This window comes from Streptomyces winkii, from assembly GCF_032248595.1.
Taxonomy (GTDB): Bacteria; Actinomycetota; Actinomycetes; order Streptomycetales; family Streptomycetaceae; genus Streptomyces; species Streptomyces winkii.
This window is the reverse complement of sequence record NZ_JASTTH010000005.1, coordinates 505,905-527,204: the sequence shown is the minus strand read 5'-3', so window position 1 is coordinate 527,204 and position 21,300 is coordinate 505,905. Positions and strand designations below refer to the sequence as shown.

Genomic DNA, 21,300 nt, shown 5'->3' with positions numbered 1-21,300 from the left:
CCCCGGCACCACAAACGCACCGGAAGCGGCGAACCCGGAAAGGCCAAGGCGCCAGCCGATGCCGTACCGTCGCCAGGCGGGGCGAGGGCGCCGAGGGCACCCCCGGGGGCCCCGTGCGATGAAGGAGAAGGCGATGGGCCAGGCAGAACCGCCGGCAGGCGGAGACACGTTCGGGACGGCGCGGCTGCGGCGTGGCGTGCTGGACGCATGGACCGCCTCGCCCGCGCGGTTCCGCGAGGACGCCAACGCCGAACAGGAGCTGGCCCTCGGCGGCTACCGGGACCGCCTCGTCATCGAGTTGGCGCAGAACGCCTCGGACGCCGCCGCACGCGCGAACACCCCCGGGCGACTCAGGCTCACCCTCCGCGAGGGCGTGCTCGTCGTCGCGAACAGCGGCGCCCCGCTGGACGCCGCGGGCGTCGAGTCGCTGTCGACGCTGCGTGCCTCCGCGAAGCGGGACGACGAAGACGCCGCCACGGTGGGCCGGTTCGGCGTGGGCTTCTCCGCGGTGCTCGCGGTCAGTGACGAGCCCGCCGTCGTCGGTGCCGCGGGCGGCGTGCGGTGGTCGCTGGACGAGGCGCGGGAGATGGTGCTGGAGGCGGCGCGCGAAGTGCCCGCGCTCGGCGAGGAGTTGCGCCGCCGGGAGGGCCACGCGCCGCTGCTGCGGCTGCCGTTGCCGGCGGAACGGCCCCCGGAGAACGTCGTGCCCGAGGGGTACGACACCGCCGTGGTGCTGCCCCTGCGGGACGCGGGCGCACGGCAGTTGGCGGAGCGGCTGCTCGCGGACGTCGACGACGCGCTGCTGCTGACGCTGCCCGGTCTGGACGAGGTCGTCGTGGAGACGGGCGAGGGCGTCCGGCGGCTGACCCGGCACGCGGACGGCCCGTTCGTGGAGGTGCGGCGCGGCGACGGCGGCGTGCGGCGCTGGCGCGTGGCGCAGGACGAAGGCGTGGCCGACGAGGCGCTGCTGGAGGACCGTCCAGTCGAGGAGCGGCTGCGCCCCGCCTGGTCGGTGACGTGGGCGGTGCCCGTGGAGGACGGCAGCCCCGTGCGCCCCCCGACGGCCCCGTGCGTGCACGCGCCGACGCCGACGGACGAACCGCTGGGTCTGCCCGCGCTGTTGATCGCGAGCTTCCCGCTGGACTCGACGCGCCGGCACGTCGCACCGGGCCCGCTGACGAGCTTCCTGCTGGAGCGTGCCGCCGATGCGTACGTACGGCTGCTGCGCGAGTGGCAGCCGGTGACCCCGGACGTCGTGGACCTGGTGCCGGGGCCGCTGGGGAAGAGCCGACTGGACGGTGAGCTACGGGAGTTGCTGCTGTCGAAGCTGCCGGTCGTGCCGTTCCTCGCGGGTGCGGGCACCGACGAGAACGGCGAGCCGGTCGTGCTGCGCCCGCGTGACGCGGAGATCGCGGAGGGGGCCGGAGCCGCCACGGTCGGCGTGCTGGCGGGGCTCTTCCCGACCCTGCTGCCCGCCGGGATGGAGCGCCGCGCGGAGCTGCGTGCGCTGGAGGTCGCCAGGGTGCCGCTCGGCGAGTTGATCGACCGGCTCGCGGGTGTGGAGCGTCCCCCGGAGTGGTGGCGGCGGCTGTACGACTCGCTCGCCGGTGTGGACCCGGACCGGCTTTCGGGGCTTCCCGTGCCGCTCGCCGGGGGCACCCGGGCTGGAGGCTCCGGGGGAGTGCGAACGACGATCGGCCCGCGGCAGGTGCTGCTGCCGCTGCCGGACTCGTCCCTGGAGCCGGACAGGGGACGGCAGTTGGGGCGGCTCGGCCTGAAGGTCGCCCACGAGGACGCGGTGCACCCGCTGCTGGAGAAGCTCGGCGCCACGGGCGCCACGCCCCGCGCCGTACTGACGACGCCGCAGGTGCGCGCGGCCGTCGCCGCCTCGCTGGACGAGGGCGACCTGCGGTGGGACGGCGGTCTCGCCGAGGAGGACGAAGGGCCCCTGGACGCCGAGGAGTTGGCGGAGATCGTGCTCGGGCTCGTACGGGACGCGGGGCTGGAGCCCGGCGACGAGCCGTGGCTCGGTGCGCTCGCGCTGCCCGACGAGGACGGCGAGATCGCCCCGGCAGGCGAGCTGGTCTTCCCCGGCAGCGCCTTCGAGCGCGTCATCCGAGAGGGTGAACTCGCGGCGTGCGACGGTGAGTTGGCGGAGCGATGGGGAGAGCAGCCGCTTACCGCGGTCGGAGTGCAGGCGGACTTCGCGCTCGTACGGGCGACGGATGTCGTGCTCGATCCGGACGAACTGGAGCCGCGCGAGGGTGACTTCGCCGAACCCGACGACGTGGGGCTGCTGGACGCGGTCGACGTGTGGTGCGAGGACGTGCTGGACCAGCTGGAGAGCGACGGGCCGGTGCCGCCCGTCGCCTCGGAGCTGGTGGCCGTGCGCGACCTGGACCTGGTCGACGACGACTGCTGGCGCGAGGCGCTGGCGATGCTCGCCCGTCCGCCGCTGCGCGAGGCGCTGGTCGCGCCGGTGCGGGTGCTGCTGCCCGACGGCGTGACGGCGACGGTCCGTCCGTACACCGCGTGGTGGCTGCGCGGCCATCCCGTGCTGGACGGCCGGCGCCCGGCGGGACTGCGGGCGGCCGGCGCCGATCCGCTGCTGGAGGGGCTGTACGAGGAGGCCGACGCTTCCCCTGCCTTCGGCGGGGAGACCCCAATGGCCTTCGGCGGGGAGACCCCAAGTGGCTTCGGCGGGGAGGCCGCTGCTGCCTCCGGCGGAGACGACCAGGTGCTGCGGGCGCTGGGAATCCGTACGTCGGCCGCGGCGCTGCTGGAGGAACCGGGCGGCGCCGCGGAGCTGCTGGGACGGCTCGCCGACCCGGAGTCGGAGGTCGGCCACGCACAACTCCACGGGCTGTACGGGCTGTTGGCGCGCCTTGATCCCGAAGAGGTCACGCTTCCCGAGGAGTTGCGCACCGTACGGGCGGCGACGGGTGCCGTCGAGGTCACCCCGAGGTCCGAGGCGCTGATCGCGGACGCCCCGGATCTGGTTCCGCTGGCGGAGGGCCGGGCGCTGCTGCCGGTCGCGCCCGAGCACGCGGCCGGGCTGGCAGCGGTGCTGGACGTGCCGAGGCTGACCGGGGCGGTGCCGGGCAGGGTCGACACGGCGGCGTCCGGCGACGGCACGGAGCGGGAGGTGCCGGAGCCGGTGCGGGTCCTGCTGCCGGAGGCGCCCCGTACGTACCGCGAACACGACGAGTTGATCGTCGACGGCGTGGACGTGGAGTGGCGGCGCACGCCGGACGGGGTGCTGCACGCCGCGACGCTCGAAGGGGTGGCGGCCGGTCTGGCCTGGGCGGCCGGACGCTGGGCCCGCCGCTTCGAGGTGGCCGCGCTGCTGGAGGACCCGGGACGGGTGGCCGAGCTGGAGAGGGCACGCTGGTTCGACTGACCGGCCGGAGAACGGTGTCCGGCGAGCGCTGCCGGGTACCGGCCGACCAATCCCCCGGTCCCCCGGTCCCCCGGTCCTCCGCGCACGCGTCCGTCCGGTCGTCCGACCGCTCGTCCAGACGTGCTCAGACGTGCCCCAGACGTGCGTCCGGGCGGGCGGACGAGGCGCCGGAAGCGATGATTTCCGGGCCGTGCGCCGGTCACACGCGCATGACCACACTCACGCTCACCACGTTCGTATCCCTCGACGGCGTCATGCAGGCGCCCGGAGGCCCCCGCGAGGACACCAGCGGCGATTTCGAGCAGGGAGGCTGGGTCGTCCCCTACGTGGACGCGGACATGGGCTCGTTCATGTCGAAGACCATCGCCGACGCCGACGGATTCGTGCTCGGGCGCCGCACGTACGAGATCTTCGCCGCGCACTGGCCGGCCGTCACCGACCCCGACGACCCGGTCGCGACGAAGCTCAACACCCTCCCGAAGTACGTGGCCTCGACGACGCTGAAGACCGCCGACTGGCACAACACGACGCTGCTGAGCGGGAACATCCCGCACCAGGTTGCCGAGTTGAAGAAGCAGCATCACGGCACCGAGCTCCAGATCCACGGCAGCGGCATCCTCGCGCAGACCCTGATGGCGCACGACCTCATCGACGAGTTCAGGCTGCTGATCTACCCCGTCGTACTCGGCGGCGGACGGCGGCTCTTCACGGAGGGCTCGCTGCCGACGGCGCTCAGGCTGAGGGACTCCACGAACACCGGCACGGGAATCGCGATCCACACCTACACGTGGGAGGGCCGCCCGCAGTACGGCTCGATCGAGCTGGACGACGACGCCGTGAACGACGGCTAGGGCGGCCGTCCGCAGAGGGATCGCCCACGGACCGGCACCGTGCGGGAGACCGCATACGCTGCCCGGATGGGCGACGACGGCACGGAGCACGAGCGGGCGTACCAGCGGGCGGAAACGGAGCCGTTCACGGAGGCGCGCGCCCGCGCCCTCCTGGCGGCCGCCGGCGAGCCCGCCGGGGACGCGGAGCTGCTGGCGCTCGGAGAGAACGCCGTCCTCGCGCCGGGCTCTCCGGAGGGCGACGTCGTACGCATCGGACGCGACCCGTCACTCCTCCCGCGCGCCGAGCGTGAACTGCGCGTCGCGGCATGGCTGGAGGAGCGGGAGGTGCCCGCCGTGCGGGCGGCCCGTCCCGGCGTCGCCGTCGTCGAGGGGCATCCGGTCACCTTCTGGCGGCGACTGCCCGAGTCCGTACGGGATGCGGTGCCCGCGGATCTCGCCGGGCTGCTGCGTCTCGTACACGCCCTGGACGCCCCGCCGTTCGAGCTGCCGCGCCGCGACCTGCTCTCCGGTGTGGAGCGCTGGCTCCGCCTCGCCGGGGACGCGGTGCCCCCGGCGGACGCGGAGTATCTGCGTGCGCGGCGCGACGACTTCGACGCCGCGATCGCCGAGCTGACCCCCGTGCTGCCGCCGGGGCCGCTGCACGGCGACGCGCTGCCCCGCAACGTCCACGTCGGCCCGGACGGCCCGCTGCTGCTGGACCTGGAGACCTTCTCCGACGACCTGCGCGAGCACGACCTGGTGGTGCTCGCCCTGAGCCTCGACCGCTACGGGCTGGAGGAGGCGGCCTACTCCGGCTTCGTACGCGCCTACGGCTGGGACGTGCGGGAGTGGCCGGGCTGCGCGGTGCTGCGCGGCGCACGGGAGACGGCGGCCTGCGCGTGGGTGGCGCAGCATGCGCCCGGAAATCCGGCGGCGGCCCGGGAGTTCACGCGCCGGGTCGCCTCCCTGCGCCAGACCGACGCGGCGGCACGCTGGTACGCGTTCTAGCCGTCCCGGTCCCGTTCGCCGTCCGGGCCCCCGTCCCCGCCCCCGCGACCGGCACCTCGCCCCTCCGCGTTCTCCCGCGAGCCGTCCACACGGCGCCAGGCCACCTCCAGCGCCACCCCCGCGAGCACCGCTACGGCCGCCGCGCTCCACGGCATCTCCGTACCGATCAGCTTCAGCGCGAAGAAGCGCTGGAGAACGGGCGTGACCAGTACGACGACGAAGGCGAGCCCCATCGTGAGCACCAGCGCGACCCGCCACCAGCTGTAGGGGCGGGCGACGATCGCGAGCACCCACAGCGTGATCAGGAAGAGCGTCAGCGTGGCCACGCTGGTCTCGGCGCCCAACGACCCGGCGCCCGAGTAGTGCTGACGTGCCAGCAGATACGTGGCGAACGTCGCCACCCCCGCGATGAGCCCCGCCGGAACCGCGTACCGCATGACCCGGCGTACGAAGTGCGGCTTCGCCCGCTCCCGGTTGGGCGCGAGCGCGAGGAAGAAGGCAGGGATGCCGATCGTGAGCGACGACAGGAGCGTGAGGTGGCGGGGGAGGAACGGGTAGGGCACCTGCCAGGCGATGACGAGCAGGGCCAGCAGCACCGAGTAGACGGTCTTGGTGAGGAAGAGGTTGGCGACGCGCTCGATGTTGCCGATGACGCGGCGGCCCTCGGCCACGACCGAGGGGAGCGTCGCGAAGCTGTTGTTGAGGAGCACGATCTGGGCCACGGCGCGCGTCGCCGCCGAGCCGGTGCCCATCGCGACGCCGATGTCGGCGTTCTTGAGCGCGAGCACGTCGTTGACCCCGTCGCCCGTCATCGCGACGTGGTGGCCGTGCTCCTGGAGCGAGCCGACCATCGTCTGCTTCTGCCGCGGCGAGACCCTCCCGAAGACCGTCCCGCTCTCCAGCGCGCGCACCATTCCGGCGGCGTCCTCGGGGAGCCGGGTCGCGTCGACGGGGTTGTGCGCGCCCGGCAGGCGCAGCTTGCCCGCGACGGCCCCGACGGAGACCGCGTTGTCGCCGGAGAGGACCTTCGCGTCGACGTCCTGCTCGGCGAAGTAGTGGAGGGTGTCGCCCGCGTCGGGCCGCAGCCGCTGCTCCAGTACGACGAGGGCGGCGGGCGTGACGCCGTCCGACTCCTCCGGGCCGTCCCCGCCCGCGCCGGGGGAAGGGCCCTGCCCGTCGTCCGTGACCGACAGCAGCAGGACGCGCAGCCCCTCGCGGCTGAGCTCGTCGACCTCCGTGAGGGCGGGGTGGTTGCGCGGCAGCAGCACGTCCGGGGCGCCGAGCAGCCAGGTGCGGCGTGTGCCGTCCTGCTCGACGAGGGTGGCCCCGCTGTACTTGCGGGCGGAGGAGAAGGGCAGCGACCGCGCGACGCGCCACCGCGTCCCGCTCTCGCCGCCCTGATCGCCGTCGGGAGCGAACGCGTCGACGATGGCCTGCATGCTCGCGTTCGGACGCGGGTCGGCCGAGCCGAGAGCCGCGAGAACCCCCTCGACGTACGCGCCGTCCCGCCCGCTCCCGCCGCCCCCGCCCGCCCCGGCGGAGGCGGCCGTGCCCTCGCCGTCGCCCTTGCCCTCCCCGTCGTCTTCGCTCTTCTCGCCGTTCCGGAGGACGCGCACCTCGGCCACGTCCATGCCGCCCTCGGTCAGGGTGCCCGTCTTGTCGAGGCAGACGACGTCGACCCGGGCGAGCCCCTCGATGGCGGGCAGCTCCTGCACGAGGCACTGCCTGCGTCCTAGCCGTACGACGCCGATGGCGAAGGCGATCGACGTCAGCAGCACGAGCCCTTCCGGCACCATCGGCGAGATGCCGCCGACCATGCGGCGCACGGCGCTCTCGATGTCGTGCTTCTCCACGACGAGCTGGCTCAGCACGAGCCCCACCCCGGTCGGGATGATGACCCATGTGACGTACTTGAGCAGGTCGTTGATGCCGCTGCGCAGCTCGGAGTGGACGAGAGTGAACCGGGAGGCCTCCTCGGCGAGCTGTGCCGCGTAGGCGGCCCGTCCCACGCGCGTCGCGGTGAAGGCGCCGCTTCCGGCGACGACGAAGCTGCCGGACATGATCCGGTCGCCGGGCTGCTTGACGACGGGCTCGGCCTCGCCGGTGAGCAGCGACTCGTCGACCTCCAGGTTGTCCGCCTCCGTCACTTCGCCGTCCACGACGCATCTGTCTCCGGGACGGATCTCGATGAGGTCGCCGAGCACGATCTGCGACGCGGACAGCGAGACGCGTTCGCCGTCCCGTCTGACAGCCGGCCGTACCTCGCCGATGACGGCCAGGTTGTCGAGCGTCCGCTTGGCCCGCAGCTCCTGGACGATGCCGATGAGGGTGTTCGCGAGGATCACGAAGCCGAAGAGGCTGTCCTGCACGGGGCCCACGAAGAGGATGATCACGAAGAGCACGCCGATGATGGCGTTGAAGCGTGTGAAGACGTTCGTGCGGACGATGTCCGCCAGGGACCGGCTGCTGCGCACGGGCACGTCGTTGATCTCGCCGCGTGCGGTCCGCGCCTCCACCTCGGCGGCGCTCAGCCCGCGTTGCGGGCCCTCTCCGGGATGTTCCCCGGCGGCGGTGCCCGTCCGCTCCGTCATGCATTCGACGTTACGGGCGATTCAGGCGCCTTGCCCTGCCTGGTCCGGAGGTGCGGTGTTCAGTGCGGTGCGGAGCGCCGAGCTCAGCGGCTCGGGCAGCGGGTGTCCCTGAGTGGTGTCCACGAGCGCCTCCGCCACCTTGTGCAGCTTGACGTTCGTGTTCTGGGAGACGGTGACGAGGACGTGCCACGCGTTGCGGGGCGTGCACCGGTAGGCCGCCATCAGGACGCCGTGCGCCTGGTCGATGACGGGGCGCGTCTCCATGGCCCGACGAAGGTGCTCAAGCTCGGCATGCGGATTCTCCGCGTCGCCCATTCCCTGCCCCGATTCCGCTCGGCGTGACGTGGTGCACCGCCGGCACGGCGGGCCATGGCATATGCCCTTCCGAGTGATCATACGCATGATCGCGAGGCGGAGGCAGCTCGCGGGCGCGGGCCTGTCCGGCGCGGGCACGTGTCTCGCGCGAACCCTTCAACCCGGGCCCCTTCAGGCGGAGTTCCGAGCGTCGCGCCTCATGGCGCGCTCGCGGCGGTGCACGTACCAGAAGCCGACCAGGCCGCCTCCGGCGCCGGCGGCGCAGGTCCAGATGAACCAGGTGTGCCCGTGGTCCTCGTACCAGCCGTAGAAGGGGAGCTGTGCGAGGAAGAGGACGAACCAGATGGCGGTGCCGACCAGGACGGTGCCCTTGACCGGGCCTTCGAGCGGCTCGGGGGCTTCGCGCTGGCCGTCGGTCCACCGGTTCATGAGGCCCATGGCCGCAGCTTCCTCTCGTGCTCGCGGGGCGGGGCGCCCGTGGGCCGTGCGCCGCCGGGCAGGGGAACAGCCTATCGAGGGCCCCGGGACCGGGGGAGGCGGGAACCGGTTGCGGACCAGCCGGCCGCGGCGGATGAACCCGCCGTCGGGGCCGAGGCGTAGAACCTCTCCGTCTCCTCGACGGAGGTCTGGAGTCGTTCGTCGAAATCGTCGCGCACGAGCGCGCGGACGACGTAGTCCTGGACGCTCATGCGGCGCTTGGCGGCGTGGGCGTGCAGCCGGTCGAACAGCTCGCTGTCCAACCGCAGGCTGAGCACCTTGGAGGTCATCGAGGTCATGCGTCCACGGTCCCGGTCGGGCAGGGGGTGATGTCTCAGATTTCCGTGCGATGTCACCCGTATGTGTGAGAGAGCAGACAGACCGTTACCGGACCGCGAGCTATTCTTTAGGCCGGGTAATGAGTTACCCTAACGACATGCCGGAGACATCCGAGCGCCGTACCCCGGGCGCAGCCGCCGCCAGCGATCTCGACATGGCCGCGGTCAACTCGCTGCGGACCGCCGTCATGCGGCTCTCGCGGCGCCTGAAGCACCAGCGGGTGGACGAGTCGCTGAGCCCGACGGAGATGTCCGTCCTCGGCACCCTCGCCCGCTGCGGCTCGGCCACGCCCGGCGAGCTGGCCCGCAAGGAGCACGTGCAGCCGCCGTCGATGACCCGCATCGTGGCGATGCTGGAGTCGAAGGGGCTCGTACGGCTGGAGCCGCACCCCGACGACCGCCGCCAGAAGACGGTCACGCAGACCGAGCGCTCGGAGTCGATGCTCGCCGCCAGCCGCGAGAAGCGGAACGCCTGGCTGGCCGAACTGGCCGGCCGGCTCGACGATGACGAGTGGGAGCGGCTGCGTGCCGCGGCCCCGGTGCTGGAGAAGCTGGCGCACTCGTAGACCGGCGGAGCCCGCGAGGGCCTGCGGCGCACCCGTCAGGAGCAGTACCGGCGCGACGGAGACGAACAGACGCGGACGACTGAGGAGGCGAAGGCGATTGAGTACGGGCCACGGAACAGATTCCGCACCCGCACCCGATGACAAGCCCTTGAACGAGTCGAACGACCAGACGAAGCACGAGACGGACCACGAAACCGACCCGGAGACGAGCCACAAGACGAACGGGGAGAAGCCGGCCAGGAAGCCGTCGATGTTCTCGTCCCTGCGCATACGCAACTACCGGCTCTTCGCGATGGGCCAGGCCGTCTCCAACACCGGCACCTGGATGCAGCGCATCGCCCAGGACTGGCTGGTGCTCAGCCTCACCGGGTCGGCCACCGCCGTCGGCATCACGACGGCACTCCAGTTCCTGCCGCTGCTGCTCTTCGGCCTCTACGGAGGCGTCGTCGCGGACCGCTGCAACAAGCGCAGGCTGCTCCTGGTGACGCAGTCCGTCATGGGGCTCACGGGCCTCGCGCTCGCGGCGCTGACGCTGAGCGGCGAGGTGCACGTCATGCACGTGTACGTGCTCGCGTTCGTGCTCGGCCTCGCGACGGTGCTCGACAACCCCACGCGCCAGACCTTCGTCTCCGAGATGGTCGGTCCCGGGCAGATAGGCAACGCGGTGTCGCTCAACTCCGCGAACTTCCAGAGCGCCCGCCTCGTCGGGCCCGCGATCGCCGGCGTGATGATCTCGGCCGTCGGCAGCGGCTGGGCCTTCCTCTTCAACGGCCTGTCCTTCCTCGCACCGCTCACCGGTCTGCTGCTGATACGCACGAGCGAGCTGCACCACACCGAACGCGCCCCGCGCAGCAAGGGCCAGCTGCGGGAGGGGCTGAGCTATGTGCGCAGCCACCCCGAGCTGATGTGGCCCATCGTGCTCGTCGGCTTCGTCGGCACGTTCGGCTTCAACTTCCCGATCTGGCTGACCGCCTTCACGGACAAGGTCTTCGAGGAGGGCGCCGGTACGTACGGGCTGCTCAACACCCTCATGGCCGTCGGCTCCGTGGTGGGGGCGCTGCTTTCGGCGCGGCGGGGCACCTCCCGTATGCGGCTGATGGCCGGGGCGGCGCTGCTCTTCGGCGTACTGGAGACGGCGGCGGCGCTCACGCCGTCCTTCTGGCTGTTCGCGGCGCTGATGGCGCCCATCGGGATCATGGGGCTGACCTTCAACGTCACCGCCAACTCCAGCGTGCAGACGGCCTCGGACCCGGCGATGAGGGGCCGCGTGATGAGCCTCTACATGATGGTCTTCATGGGCGGTACGCCCATCGGCGGGCCGCTCATGGGCTGGGTCACCGACACCTTCGGCGCCCGCATCGGCTTCCTCTCCGGCGGTCTGATCTCGGCGGTCGTCGCCGTCGCGATCGGGCTGGTGCTGGCGCGCGCCGGGGGGCTGCGGCTGCGCGTGGACCTGCGGCGCGGGCACCGGCACGTGAGGTTCGTGCCGCGGGAGACCGCGGGCGCGGGGCGGGAGCGCGTGACGTCCGCCGCGTAGTGACCGCGGCGCGGGGGCCCTCGCCGGGGCCTGCCGGTCCGCGTCGGTACGGGGTCGCCACGAGGTCTGTACGGGCCCTGCACCCGCGGGGGCGTGCCGCCGGTTCGTGCGGCGGCATGCTGGGGGCATGAGACTCTTCACGGCCCTGCTGCCGCCCGCAGACGTTCTCGACGGAGCCGGTCAACTCGCCGACAAGGTCGCGGAGTTGCGCTCCCGGGACCGTGCTGGGGAGCTGCGCTGGATCGACCGCGCCAACTGGCACGTCACGCTCGCCTTCTACGGCGAGGTCGAGGACGGGCAGCTGGACGGGCTGCGCGAACGCCTCTCGCGCGCCGCCCGGCGCGGGAGTCCGCTGCGGCTGCGGATCTCCGGAGGAGGGCACTTCGGGGGGCGTTCGCTGTGGGCCGCGGTCGTCGGCGCGCCCTCCGGCCAGGACTTCGGCAGCGACGCCGCACCTGCCGGGGCGGACCCGTCCGGCGTCCGCCCCGACGGCGAGGCCCTGCGGTGCCTCGCCGCCGCCACCGCCGCCGCGGGGAGGCGCGTCGGCCTCGGTCCGGACGAGCCCCGGCGCTTCCGCGCACACGTCACGCTGGCCCGCGCCAGGTCGCCCCGGTTCGACCTGCGTCCGTACACCGAGGCCCTCGGCGCCTTCGTGGGCGAGCCCTGGACCGCGGGCGAACTCGCGCTCGTACGCAGCAATCTGCCGGAGAGCGGAGTGGAGGGCGAGCAGCCCCGTTACGAGCAGATCGCGGCCTGGCCGCTGGGCGGTTGAGGGACTTGGTTACCTTGGAAGGCGTGAATACCAAGACGAGGACGCGCATCGTCAGCGGTGCGCTCGTGCTGCTGCTGGTCGTGGTGGCCATCGCGGCGGCCGTCGGAGCCTAGATCCCGTACGCCCGGGACGCCCCCGCAGGCCCGGGACTCCGGGAACGCGAAGGGCGCCGGGCGGCCGGGCCTGTGCGTGCCCGGCCGCCCGCCGCCGCGTCACCAGGCGAACGCCTCCGGCGTCGGGCCAGGCCCGGGGAAGATCTCGTCGAGCGAGGCCAGCAGGCCCTCGTCGAGCTTCAGTTCCGCCGCGCGCAGCGCCGACTCCAGCTGCTCCGGCGTGCGCGGGCCGACGATCGGGCCCGTCACGCCCGGCCGCGTGAGCAGCCAGGCCAGGGCGGTCTCGCCCGGGTCGAGGCCGTGCTCGGCGAGCAGATTCTCGTAGCGCTGGATCTGCTCGCGTACCTCGGAGTTCGCCAGCGCGTCGGCCGAGCGCCCCGAGGTGCTGCGTGCGCCGCCGCCCTCCGTCTCCTTGCGGATCGCGCCGCCGAGCAGGCCGCCGTGCAGCGGCGACCACGGGATGACCCCCAGCCCGTACTCCTGCGCCGCCGGGATCACGTCCATCTCGGCGCGGCGTTCGGCGAGGTTGTACAGGCACTGCTCGCTGACGAGGCCGTACGTGCCGCGCCGTGCGGCGGTCTCGTTGGCCTGCGCGATGTGCCAGCCCGCGTGGTTGGAGGAGCCCGCGTAGATGATCTTGCCCTGCTGGATCAGTACGTCGACGGCCTGCCAGATCTCCTCCCACGGCGTCTGGCGGTCGACGTGGTGGAACTGGTAGAGGTCGATGTAATCGGTCTGGAGCCGCTTGAGGCTCGCGTCGACGGCGCGGCGGATGTTCAGCGCGGAGAGCCGGTCCTGGTTAGGCGTGCTGTCGCCCTCCGCGGCCATGTTGCCGAAGACCTTGGTGGCCAGCACCGTCTTCTCGCGGCGGCCGCCGCCCTTGGCGAACCAGGTGCCGAGGATCTCCTCGGTGCGGCCCTTGTTGGGGCCCCAGCCGTACACATTGGCTGTGTCGAAGAAGTTGATGCCGGCGCCCTGCGCGGCGTCCATGATCGTGTGACTGCCGGACTCGTCGGTCTGCGGTCCGAAGTTCATCGTCCCGAGGACGATCCGGCTCACCCTGAGGCCGGTGCGGCCGAGCTGCGTGTACTCCATGTCCGTAGAGCCAAGCCGTTGGAGTGGACTCGAAGCAAGCTCCCCTCACCGTGCGGGAGACTGTGACCATGTCTGTGCTTTGGCGCCGCGCCGTCGCGGCTGTGGGGGTCGGGGGAGTGGCGGGTCTGCTCGCGCTGGGGGCGGCGGCGGGTGCCGCGCCGGCGTCGGCGGCTCCGCGTGCGGCGGCCGGAGGCGAGGAGGGGCAGGGCTCGTTCCGCATCAAGGACCCCCGCATCACCGAGTCGAGCGGGTTGGCGGCGAGCCGTACGCACAAGGGCGTCTACTGGACGCACAACGACTCGGACGACGGCCCGTACATCTACGCCGTGGACTCCTCCACCGGACGGACCGTCGCCACGGTCACGCTCAAGGGCGTCAACCCCCGTGATCTGGAGGCCGTTTCGACCGGCCCGGGCGGCGAGGTGTACGTCGGCGACATCGGCGACAACCTGAACGGCGGCTGGAACGAGGTGTGGATCTACCGCTTCCACGAGCCGCGGACGCTGCGCGACACGACGGTGACCCCGACCCGCTACACGGTGCGCTACGCCGACGGCCCGCGCGACGCCGAGTCGCTGATGGTCCACCCGAAGACCGGTCGCGTCTACATCGCCAGCAAGAACCAGAACAAGAAGGGCGGCATCTACGCGGGCCCGGAGCAGATGTCGCCGTCCGGCGTGAACACCTTCCGCCGCATCGCCCGTACCGAGGTGTGGGCGACGGACGGCGCCTTCTCGCCGGACGGGACGCGGCTGGTGCTGCGCGGCTACTTCGGCGGTGAGATGTTCCGCTGGCGCGACGGCAAGCCCGAGGCGCTCGACACCCCCGTCAGCGTGCCCGTGGCGGGGCAGGGCGAGTCGGTGACCTTCACCGCCGACGGGCGCACCCTGATGTGCGGCTCGGAGGGCAAGGGCAGCACCGTCGATCCGCTGGAGCTGGAAGGGGAGTTGCTGCCGGACAGCGTTCCGGCGGACGAGCGGAAGGCGGACGGCGGAGCGAAGGGCGGCGGCGGCGCGAGCGGCGGCGACGAGGGCCAGATCGGCGAGAAGAAGGTCGTGGTGGGAGGCGCGGCGATCGCGGCCGCCGTGGTGGTGTGGACGCTGCTGCGGAGGCTCTTCCGGCGCCGGAGCTGACGTACGGCGTGAAGGAGTCCTCCGGCAGCGCGGCCATGTGCGGATACTCGCCGGTGCCCATCGCGCGTTCCAGATACGGCAGTTGGGAGTCCCAGAACTCCCGCTCCGACAGGCCTGTGTGCTCCGTGGCCGACTGCTGTAGCACGTGGGTGCGCGCCGCACCCAGCACGTAGTTGTCGAGCGTGCTCAGCAGGCCGATCTTCTCCCGTCCCGTCAGCTCCAGCCCTTCCATCGCCGACAGCGCGAACTCGACGCCCATCAGCGAGCCGGGCCCGAGCACGGGACGCACCTGGGAGACCTGGAGCAGCCAGGGGCTCCGGGTGTAGAGCGCCGGGAGTCTGCTCGCCACGCTCTGCGCGTTCGCGCTGCTGCTTCTGCTGCGCTTCTCGCTGATCTGGGTCGGCGTCTGGCTCGGCCTGATCGCGCCGAACCAGGAGGTCGCGGGGAACCTCTTCGCCGTGGCGTTCCCGTTCGGGATGATCTCCAGCGTCTTCACGCCGCCCTCGGCGATGCCGGACTGGCTGGGCGCCGTCGCGATGTGGAATCCGGTGTCCGCCACCGCGAACGCCGTACGCGATCTGTACGGCAACCCGCTGCCCGCGGGCGGCAGTTGGGTCGAGCAGAACGCGGCCCTGATGGCCGTGGTGGGGCCGCTGGTCATCACGGCGGTCTTCCTGCCGCTCGCGGTGCGGAAGTTCCAGCGGCTGTCGGGCTGATGCGGCTGCCGGTCTGACGGCGTCACGGGCTCGGCGGAAACGGGGCGGGCCCGGACGCCGTACGTACGGCGTCCGGGCCCGCCTTCGAGCGTGCTGTGCCCGTCAGAGGTTCTCGATGACGTAGTCCACGCAGCGCGTGAGCGCCTCGACGTCCGAGGGCTCGACCGCGGGGAACATCGCCACGCGCAGCTGGTTGCGCCCGAGCTTGCGGTAGGGCTCGGTGTCGACGACGCCGTTGGCGCGCAGCACCTTGGCGACGGCGGCGGCGTCGACGTCGTCGCCGAAGTCGATCGTGCCGACGACCTGCGAGCGCTGCGCCGGGTCGGAGACGAAGGGCGAGGCGAACTTGGCGTCCTCCGCCCATCCGTACAGCGTCCGCGAGGACGTCGCGGTGCGGCGGACCGCCCAGTCGAGGCCGCCCTGCCCATTGATCCACTCCAGCTGGTCGTTCAGCAGGAAGAGGGTGGTCAGGGCGGGGGTGTTGTACGTCTGGTTCTTGCGCGAGTTGTCGATCGCGGTCTTCAGGTCGAAGAACGCGGGGATGTGCCGGCCGGACGCGGCGATGCGCTCGGCCCGCTCGATGGCGGCGGGCGAGAAGACGGCGATCCACAGGCCGCCGTCGGAGGCGAAGGACTTCTGCGGGGCGAAGTAGTAGACGTCGCTCTCGCGCACGTCGACGGGGAGGCCGCCCGCGCCGGAGGTGGCGTCCACCAGGACCAGCGCGCCGTCGTCGGCTCCGGCCACGCGCTCGATGGGCATCGCGACGCCCGTCGAGGTCTCGTTGTGTGTGAAGGCGTAGACGTCGGTGCCGGCCTCGGCCCGCGGTGCGGGATGGGTGCCGGGCTCGGATTCGATCACCGTGGGCTCGCCGAGCCACGGGGCCTGCTTGGAGGCCTTGGCGAACTTGCTGGAGAACTCGCCGAAGGAGAGGTGCTGCGACCTGGACTCGATCAGCCCGTGCGTCGCGATGTCCCAGAAGGCGGTCGTGCCGCCGTTGCCGAGGACCACCTCGTAGCCCTCCGGCAGCCGGAACAGCTCTTTGACGCCCTCACGCACCTGCCCGACCAGGTTCTTGACCGGAGCCTGGCGGTGTGAGGTGCCGAGAAGGGACGTGCCGGTGGCAGCCAGCGCGGTCAGCGCCTCCGTACGCACCTTGGACGGGCCCGAGCCGAATCGACCGTCGGCGGGCTTGATGTCAGCGGGAATCTGGAGATCAGCCACACGTGCAGCCTAGTGCGTTCCTTCACATGGCACGGCGGGTGGTCCAGCGGATGAGACGAAGGCCCTGCTGGGACGGGCTGCGCTGTCCCCCTCCACGAGGGCCTGCGCCCCCGCGGAGGGGGCGGCGGCGGAGCTGTTTTCCCAACTGCCGGCGCCTTCATCCCATGCAGCGCTGCGAGATGCACCGCAGCGGGTCACCGTTCACCGTGCGTTCAACCACACGATTGCCGGGACGTGCCACCGATCCGCCCGCCCGGAGCGATCACGACACCCTCGCCGCCCGGGTGGGGTTCGGGCCTGGACGGTGGGCTTCCGCGCAGTTCGGCGAGGAGGAGCCGGTGCAGGCGCCGCGCGCTTCCGCGGTAGAAGCGGCGCTGCGTCAGGCGTCCGAAGAGCACGAATCCGAACCGGACGAGGGGGTTGCGGACCGGGGCCCGCCGGGAGTGGCCGGTGATGACGAAGTCCACGCGGCCAGTGGCCAGATGCTTGACGACCTCGTAGGTGAGCTCGCCCTCCTCCAGATGGCCGGGCAGGGTCTGGTAGCCCCAGCCCCACACGCGGCGTGCGCTGTCGCCGGTGCCGCGTGTGCCGTCCGTGACGGAGGTGATGCGCACGCCCATGTCGAAGCGCAGTCCGCAGAAGCGGCCTTCGAGGAGCATGTTCCGCCCCAGCAGCGGCTCGTGGACGTCGTAGATGCTGCGGAGGATGCGCGGATCGGCGAACTCGTAGTCGCGTACGAGGCGGCACGCGGTCTCCCACGGGCCGCCCGCGGTCGGCGCCCCCGCGTCCTCCGCGGGGAGCGGCTGGACGAAGGAGTCGAAGTGCCAGCCGGTGGCCGGGTCCGGCCCGGGAAGCCGGCGGGGATAGTTGACGGCCAGCCGGCCGAGAGCGCGCAGGGAGGAGACGGCGCTGTCGCGGCGCAGGCGCCTCTCGCGGATCACGCGTGCCTCACCGGCCCGCGCGGGCCGCGGCGCGGTTTCGCCGGGGTGCGCGGGCTGCCCGGGGCCGGTCCGGCGTTATTCGAGTTCACGCAACGACTGGCCCAGCAGCAACAGGGTGGGGGCCCACAGGCCCACGAAGATGGCGCGGCGCTCGGCGTTGCCGCGCTCGTCCTGGTCCAGGCCCGACGCGCGCATCCACAGCACGAGGCACAGACCGACCGAGCCCATGGCCGCGTCCTGCAAGTGCCGGCTGCGCAGTCCCGTGAAACGCATCACTGTCTCGGTCAACACTCACGGCTCCCGTTCTCCAGTGGCGACAGGTGGACGATCCTGCACGCAAATGGTGCATATGGTGTCATGACAAGCATGTCGACGCCGCATGCCGCACGTCCGCGGGGGGCTTCGCCGAGGCGCCGCGCCGGAGCCCTGGCGCGATTTCCCCTCGGCGTGCTGGTGGTGTCCTGGCAGTACCTCTGGCGCGTCACGGCGCTGCACCGCACCGAGACGCGCGGCGATGCCCGCGATCTGCCGCCCGAACTGCCCGCCGGGCTGTGCGACGAGCGCAGCAAGCCTCTGTCCGACGGCGCCGGGCCCATGTTCCACCGCCGCTTCAGCGTCCGGATCGAGGGCTCCCCGATGACCCCCGTCGAACTGACCGATGCCGTCATGGCGAATCTCAACAGGGTCGCGCCCTCGACCGTCGCGGTCTTCCACAAGATCGTGGGCGCTGACGGGCCTCCCAGCGTGGGCGACGAGTACCGGGTCCAGATGCCCGGTCCCTGGGACGGGCCCGTCCGCGTGATCCACCGCGACCCGGTCTCCTTCCGGTTCGGCACGCTGCAAGGTCATCTGGAGGCCGGGCAGATCGAGTTCCGGTCCCGCGAAGCCGGCGGGCGGCTCGTCTTCGAGATCGAGGCCTGGTCGCGTGCTGGGGACCGGCTGGCGGACCTGCTCTACAGCCGGCTCCGGGTGGCCAAGGAGATGCAGTTCAACATGTGGGTGCACTTCTGCCTGCGGGCCGCCGCCGTCGCCGGGGGACGAGTCGCCGGGGGTGTGAACATCGACACCCGCGACATCCCCGGGGAGTTGTGCCTGGAGGCCCGGGGTCCCAGGGACCCTGCCGGTCCGGCCAGGTGAGTACGACCAGGTGAGTACGGCCAGGTGAGGGGTGCCGCGAGCGGGCCCACAGCGTGCAGGCTGGAGCCATGGCACAGGCACAGGCGCCGGCACGGGCGCGCGAGGTCGAAGAGGCGTTGCGGCAAGCGGTACGGGGCGGGGAGGTCGAGTTCGGCACGGCCACGCGGTCGCTGTTCACCATGGACGCCTCGAACTACAGGCGCGTCCCGCTGGGCGTGGTCGCCCCGCGGGACGCGGACGACGTGGAGGCGGTGCTGGCCGTCTGCCGCGAGCACGGCGTTCCCGTGCTGGCGCGCGGCGGCGGTACGTCCATCGCGGGGCAGGCCACCGGAACCGGCGTGGTGCTCGACTTCACCCGCCACATGGACCGCATCGAGTCCCTCGACCCGGAGACGCGCACCGCGGTCGTGCAGCCCGGCGTGATCCTGGACCGGCTGCGCGACGCCGCCGCGCCACACGGACTGACCTTCGGCCCCGACCCGTCCACGCACAGCCGCTGCACCCTCGGCGGGATGATCGGCAACAACTCGTGCGGCTCGCACTCCGTGGCCTGGGGCACGACGGCCGACAACGTACGGGAGCTGGAGGCGACCGGCTACGACGGCCTGCGCATGACGCTCGCCCGCGGCGGCGAGGGCGTGCCGGAACGGCTGCGCGAGGACGTACGGGCGATGGTGCGGCAGGAGCTCTCGCGGCTGCGCACCGGATTTCCCGAACTGCCGCGCCGCATCTCGGGTTACGCGCTCGACGAGCTGCTGCCCGAGAAGGGCGAGGACTGGGCGCGTGCCTTCACCGGCAGCGAGGGCACGCTGGCCGTGCTGACGCGGGCGAAGGTCACCCTCGTGCCGGTGCCGGGGGCGCGGGTGCTGGCCGTCCTCGGTTACGTCGACGAGAGCGCGGCCGCCGAGGCCGCGGCGGGCCTGCTCGTGCACGGCCCGCTGACCGTCGAGGGCATGGCGAACGACCTGGTCTCCGAGGCTTCCCGGGCCGGACTCCCGCGCGGCGGCGCCTGGTTGTTCGTCGAGGTCGGCGGCGACGACGAGGCGCAGGCCCGCTCCCGTGCCGGGGAGCTGTGCCGGGCCGCCGCCGCGGACGGCTCGACCGACCACCGGCTCGTCGTGGAGCCGGGGGCGCAGCGCGCGCTGTGGCGCATCCGCGAGGACGCCTCGGGCACGGCGACGCGTCTGCCCGTGGCGACGGGAGCCGGAGGCTCCGGGGGAGAGGCGTGGCCCGGCTGGGAGGACTGCGCCGTGCCGCCGCCCCGACTCGGCGCGTATCTACGGGACTTCAGGGCGCTGCTGCGCCAGTACGACCTGCACGGGCTGCCGTACGGGCACTTCGGAGACGGCTGCATCCACGTACGCATCGACTTCGACCTGATGAGCGACGCGGGCATCCGGAGGTTCCGGGAGTTCTCCTCCGACCTCGCGGAGACGGTCGTGGCGCACGGGGGCTCGCTGTCGGGCGAGCATGGCGACGGCCAGGCGCGCGCCGAACTGCTGCCGAAGATGTACGGGGAGGAGATGGTCGGCCTCTTCGGGCGCTTCAAGGACATGTGGGACCCCGCGGGCGGGCTCAATCCGGGAATGCTGGTGCGCCCCGCGCGCATCGACGAGAACCTGCGCTTCGCCCCGCTGCCGCGTGAGCCGGTCGATGTGGAGTTCGGCTATCCGCACGACGGCGGCGACTTCTCGGCGGCCGTACGGCGGTGTGTCGGCGTCGCCAAGTGCCGCAACACGGAGGCCGCCTCCAGCGTGATGTGCCCGTCGTTCCGGGCGACCGGCGAGGAGCAGCACTCCACGCGAGGACGGGCCCGGCTGCTGCACGAGATGCTCGCGGGCGAAGTCGTCACCGACGGCTGGCAGTCGGAGGAGGTGCACGACGCCCTCGACCTGTGCCTCTCGTGCAAGGGCTGCCGCAGCGACTGCCCGGTGAACGTCGACATGGCCACGTACAAGGCCGAGTTCATGCACCACCACTACAAGGGCAGGCGCCGTCCGATGGCGCACCACTCGATGGGGAGGCTGCCGGAGTGGCTGCGGCTGGCCGCCGCGAGCCGTGTGGTCCCGCTGCTGAACGCGGCGGCGCGGGTGCAGCCGTTGGCCGCGCTGGCCAAGCGGTTCGGCGGGATCGCGCCGGAGCGCGACATCCCGGCGCTGCCGCGGGAGCCGTTCACGCGGTGGTGGCGAAGGCGGCGGTCCGGTGCGGGTGCCGGTGCAGATGCCGGTGCCGCCCGTACGAACGGCGCGGTGCCGGACGGCGGCGAGCGGATCGTGCTGTGGCCCGACACGTTCACCAACTACCTCTCCCCGGAGGCCGGTTCGGCGGCGGTGCGGGTGCTGGAGGACGCCGGGCTGCGCGTGACCGTGCCGGAGAAGCAGGTGTGCTGCGGCCTCACCTACGTCTCCACGGGCCAGCTCGACCGGGCGCGCGCCGTGATGCGCCGCACCCTCGACCGCATCGAGCCCGCACTGGACGCCGGGCTGCCGGTCACCGTGCTGGAGCCGCCCTGCGCGGCGGCGCTGCGGACCGACGTACCGGAACTGCTCGCGGACGACCCGCGCGCCCGCAAGCTGGCCGGTGCCGTACGGACCTTCGCGCAGACCCTCGCCGAGTACGCGCCGGAGTGGGAGCCGCCGCGCCTCGACCGTCCCGTCGCGGGCCAGACCCACTGCCACCAGCACGCCGTCATCGGGGACGCGGAGGACCGCCGCCTGCGTGAACGGGCGGGGCTGACGGGCGAGTTGAGCAAGGGCTGCTGCGGCCTCGCGGGCAACTTCGGCTTCGAGAAAGGGCACTACGAGGTGTCCGTGGCGTGCGCCGAGGACCAACTGCTCCCCGCCGTACGGGAGGCGGGCGCGGACGCGGAGCTGCTCGCGGACGGCTACTCGTGCCGTACGCAGCTGGAGCAGCTCGGCGGCCACCGCAGCCGGCATCTGGCCGAGGTGCTCGCGGAAGGGCTGGAGGCGCAGTCGCAGGCGCAGCCGAAGCGCTGATCCGGGCGCGAGTCGTAATGCAAGCACGCTTGCTTGTTTTTCTCGGTGCTGTCACGCTCGGAGACCACAGGACAGGGACCGGCCGGACCGGGACCGGGAACAGGAATCCGGTCC

General features: G+C 72.5%; 17 protein-coding genes and 2 pseudogenes. 10 read left to right on the top strand and 9 right to left on the bottom strand.

What is annotated here, in order from left to right; translation table 11 throughout:
- Nucleotides 1-133 precede the first annotated feature (133 nt).
- From QQM67_RS17950 to QQM67_RS17940, 3 genes are all read left to right on the top strand, one after another.
- Nucleotides 134-3,400 (top strand): sacsin N-terminal ATP-binding-like domain-containing protein, encoded by a 3,267-nt coding sequence (locus tag QQM67_RS17950; protein WP_314174904.1) that lies wholly within the window; start codon nucleotides 134-136, stop codon nucleotides 3,398-3,400.
- A 209-nt stretch (nucleotides 3,401-3,609) separates the two neighbouring features.
- The gene (locus QQM67_RS17945) at nucleotides 3,610-4,251 is read left to right on the top strand and encodes a dihydrofolate reductase family protein (protein ID WP_314174903.1); all 642 of its coding nucleotides are present in this window, start codon (nucleotides 3,610-3,612) and stop codon (nucleotides 4,249-4,251) included.
- A 66-nt stretch (nucleotides 4,252-4,317) separates the two neighbouring features.
- A complete protein-coding gene (locus tag QQM67_RS17940; RefSeq protein WP_314174902.1) occupies nucleotides 4,318-5,238 on the top strand; it encodes an aminoglycoside phosphotransferase family protein in 921 nt (306 codons plus the stop codon).
- Here QQM67_RS17940 and QQM67_RS17935 read toward each other — a convergent pair.
- From QQM67_RS17935 to QQM67_RS17920, 4 genes are all read right to left on the bottom strand, one after another.
- Nucleotides 5,235-7,829: a cation-translocating P-type ATPase gene (locus tag QQM67_RS17935; protein WP_314174901.1), complete on the bottom strand. Its 2,595-nt coding sequence runs from the start codon at nucleotides 7,827-7,829 to the stop codon at nucleotides 5,235-5,237. The genes QQM67_RS17940 and QQM67_RS17935 overlap by 4 nt on opposite strands.
- Nucleotides 7,830-7,850: 21 nt before the next feature.
- Nucleotides 7,851-8,093 carry an ANTAR domain-containing protein gene (locus QQM67_RS17930; RefSeq protein WP_399067014.1) on the bottom strand — a complete coding sequence of 81 codons (243 nt, stop codon included), beginning with the start codon at nucleotides 8,091-8,093 and terminating at the stop codon, nucleotides 7,851-7,853.
- A 222-nt stretch (nucleotides 8,094-8,315) separates the two neighbouring features.
- A complete protein-coding gene (locus QQM67_RS17925) occupies nucleotides 8,316-8,573 on the bottom strand; it encodes a DUF2530 domain-containing protein (protein WP_399067109.1) in 258 nt (85 codons plus the stop codon).
- 80 nt (nucleotides 8,574-8,653) lie between these two features.
- Entirely contained in the window at nucleotides 8,654-8,911 is a 258-nt protein-coding gene (locus QQM67_RS17920; RefSeq protein WP_399067107.1) for a ribbon-helix-helix protein, CopG family, read from the bottom strand.
- A 146-nt stretch (nucleotides 8,912-9,057) separates the two neighbouring features.
- Between QQM67_RS17920 and QQM67_RS17915 the strand changes: the two genes are divergently transcribed.
- From QQM67_RS17915 to QQM67_RS17905, 3 genes are all read left to right on the top strand, one after another.
- Nucleotides 9,058-9,525, top strand: coding sequence for a MarR family winged helix-turn-helix transcriptional regulator (locus QQM67_RS17915; RefSeq protein ID WP_314174896.1), 468 nt, complete (start codon nucleotides 9,058-9,060; stop codon nucleotides 9,523-9,525).
- A 97-nt stretch (nucleotides 9,526-9,622) separates the two neighbouring features.
- Complete coding sequence (locus QQM67_RS17910) at nucleotides 9,623-11,062, top strand: MFS transporter (protein WP_314174895.1); 1,440 nt, start codon at nucleotides 9,623-9,625, stop codon at nucleotides 11,060-11,062.
- 127 nt (nucleotides 11,063-11,189) lie between these two features.
- Entirely contained in the window at nucleotides 11,190-11,834 is a 645-nt protein-coding gene (locus tag QQM67_RS17905; RefSeq protein ID WP_314174894.1) for a 2'-5' RNA ligase family protein, read from the top strand.
- A gap of 212 nt (nucleotides 11,835-12,046) precedes the next feature.
- Here the strand turns inward: QQM67_RS17905 and QQM67_RS17900 are convergent, their stop codons facing one another.
- Nucleotides 12,047-13,042 carry an aldo/keto reductase gene (locus tag QQM67_RS17900; RefSeq protein WP_314174893.1) on the bottom strand — a complete coding sequence of 332 codons (996 nt, stop codon included), beginning with the start codon at nucleotides 13,040-13,042 and terminating at the stop codon, nucleotides 12,047-12,049.
- A gap of 68 nt (nucleotides 13,043-13,110) precedes the next feature.
- On the opposite strand from QQM67_RS17900, the gene QQM67_RS17895 reads away from it, so the two are divergent.
- Nucleotides 13,111-14,175, top strand: a complete 1,065-nt coding sequence (locus QQM67_RS17895) for a hypothetical protein (RefSeq protein WP_314174892.1) — start codon at nucleotides 13,111-13,113, stop codon at nucleotides 14,173-14,175.
- A 73-nt stretch (nucleotides 14,176-14,248) separates the two neighbouring features.
- Here the strand turns inward: QQM67_RS17895 and QQM67_RS30665 are convergent.
- Nucleotides 14,249-14,524, bottom strand: a pseudogene (locus tag QQM67_RS30665) (TetR/AcrR family transcriptional regulator C-terminal domain-containing protein); the annotation flags it as partial.
- Here QQM67_RS30665 and QQM67_RS17885 point away from each other — a divergent pair.
- Nucleotides 14,502-14,891, top strand: a pseudogene (locus tag QQM67_RS17885) (ABC transporter permease); the annotation flags it as partial. The pseudogenes QQM67_RS30665 and QQM67_RS17885 overlap by 23 nt on opposite strands.
- 102 nt (nucleotides 14,892-14,993) lie before the next feature.
- Here QQM67_RS17885 and serC read toward each other — a convergent pair.
- From serC to QQM67_RS17870, 3 genes are all read right to left on the bottom strand, one after another.
- Complete coding sequence (serC, locus tag QQM67_RS17880; RefSeq protein WP_314174890.1) at nucleotides 14,994-16,112, bottom strand: phosphoserine transaminase; 1,119 nt, start codon at nucleotides 16,110-16,112, stop codon at nucleotides 14,994-14,996.
- Nucleotides 16,113-16,324: 212 nt separating this feature from the next.
- Nucleotides 16,325-17,053 (bottom strand): DUF1990 family protein, encoded by a 729-nt coding sequence (locus QQM67_RS17875; protein ID WP_314174889.1) that lies wholly within the window; start codon nucleotides 17,051-17,053, stop codon nucleotides 16,325-16,327.
- Between the two features lie 75 nt (nucleotides 17,054-17,128).
- Nucleotides 17,129-17,341: a hypothetical protein gene (locus tag QQM67_RS17870; protein WP_399067010.1), complete on the bottom strand. Its 213-nt coding sequence runs from the start codon at nucleotides 17,339-17,341 to the stop codon at nucleotides 17,129-17,131.
- A gap of 78 nt (nucleotides 17,342-17,419) precedes the next feature.
- Here QQM67_RS17870 and QQM67_RS17865 point away from each other — a divergent pair, with 78 nt between their 5' ends.
- Complete coding sequence (locus tag QQM67_RS17865; RefSeq protein ID WP_314174887.1) at nucleotides 17,420-18,190, top strand: DUF1990 family protein; 771 nt, start codon at nucleotides 17,420-17,422, stop codon at nucleotides 18,188-18,190.
- 68 nt (nucleotides 18,191-18,258) lie between these two features.
- Complete coding sequence (locus QQM67_RS17860) at nucleotides 18,259-21,186, top strand: FAD-binding and (Fe-S)-binding domain-containing protein (RefSeq protein WP_314174886.1); 2,928 nt, start codon at nucleotides 18,259-18,261, stop codon at nucleotides 21,184-21,186.
- Nucleotides 21,187-21,300 lie beyond the last annotated feature (114 nt).

Coding starts and splice junctions, on each gene's coding strand:
- QQM67_RS17865 (WP_314174887.1), top strand. CDS start 17,420: ATGTCGACGCCGCATGCCGCACGTCCGCGGGGGGCTTCGCCGAGGCGC.
- QQM67_RS17900 (WP_314174893.1), bottom strand. CDS start 13,042: ATGGAGTACACGCAGCTCGGCCGCACCGGCCTCAGGGTGAGCCGGATC.
- QQM67_RS17895 (WP_314174892.1), top strand. CDS start 13,111: ATGTCTGTGCTTTGGCGCCGCGCCGTCGCGGCTGTGGGGGTCGGGGGA.
- QQM67_RS17930 (WP_399067014.1), bottom strand. CDS start 8,093: ATGGAGACGCGCCCCGTCATCGACCAGGCGCACGGCGTCCTGATGGCG.
- QQM67_RS17860 (WP_314174886.1), top strand. CDS start 18,259: ATGGCACAGGCACAGGCGCCGGCACGGGCGCGCGAGGTCGAAGAGGCG.
- QQM67_RS17915 (WP_314174896.1), top strand. CDS start 9,058: ATGCCGGAGACATCCGAGCGCCGTACCCCGGGCGCAGCCGCCGCCAGC.
- QQM67_RS17905 (WP_314174894.1), top strand. CDS start 11,190: ATGAGACTCTTCACGGCCCTGCTGCCGCCCGCAGACGTTCTCGACGGA.
- QQM67_RS17945 (WP_314174903.1), top strand. CDS start 3,610: ATGACCACACTCACGCTCACCACGTTCGTATCCCTCGACGGCGTCATG.
- QQM67_RS17935 (WP_314174901.1), bottom strand. CDS start 7,829: ATGACGGAGCGGACGGGCACCGCCGCCGGGGAACATCCCGGAGAGGGC.
- QQM67_RS17920 (WP_399067107.1), bottom strand. CDS start 8,911: ATGACCTCCAAGGTGCTCAGCCTGCGGTTGGACAGCGAGCTGTTCGAC.
- QQM67_RS17925 (WP_399067109.1), bottom strand. CDS start 8,573: ATGAACCGGTGGACCGACGGCCAGCGCGAAGCCCCCGAGCCGCTCGAA.
- QQM67_RS17940 (WP_314174902.1), top strand. CDS start 4,318: ATGGGCGACGACGGCACGGAGCACGAGCGGGCGTACCAGCGGGCGGAA.
- QQM67_RS17950 (WP_314174904.1), top strand. CDS start 134: ATGGGCCAGGCAGAACCGCCGGCAGGCGGAGACACGTTCGGGACGGCG.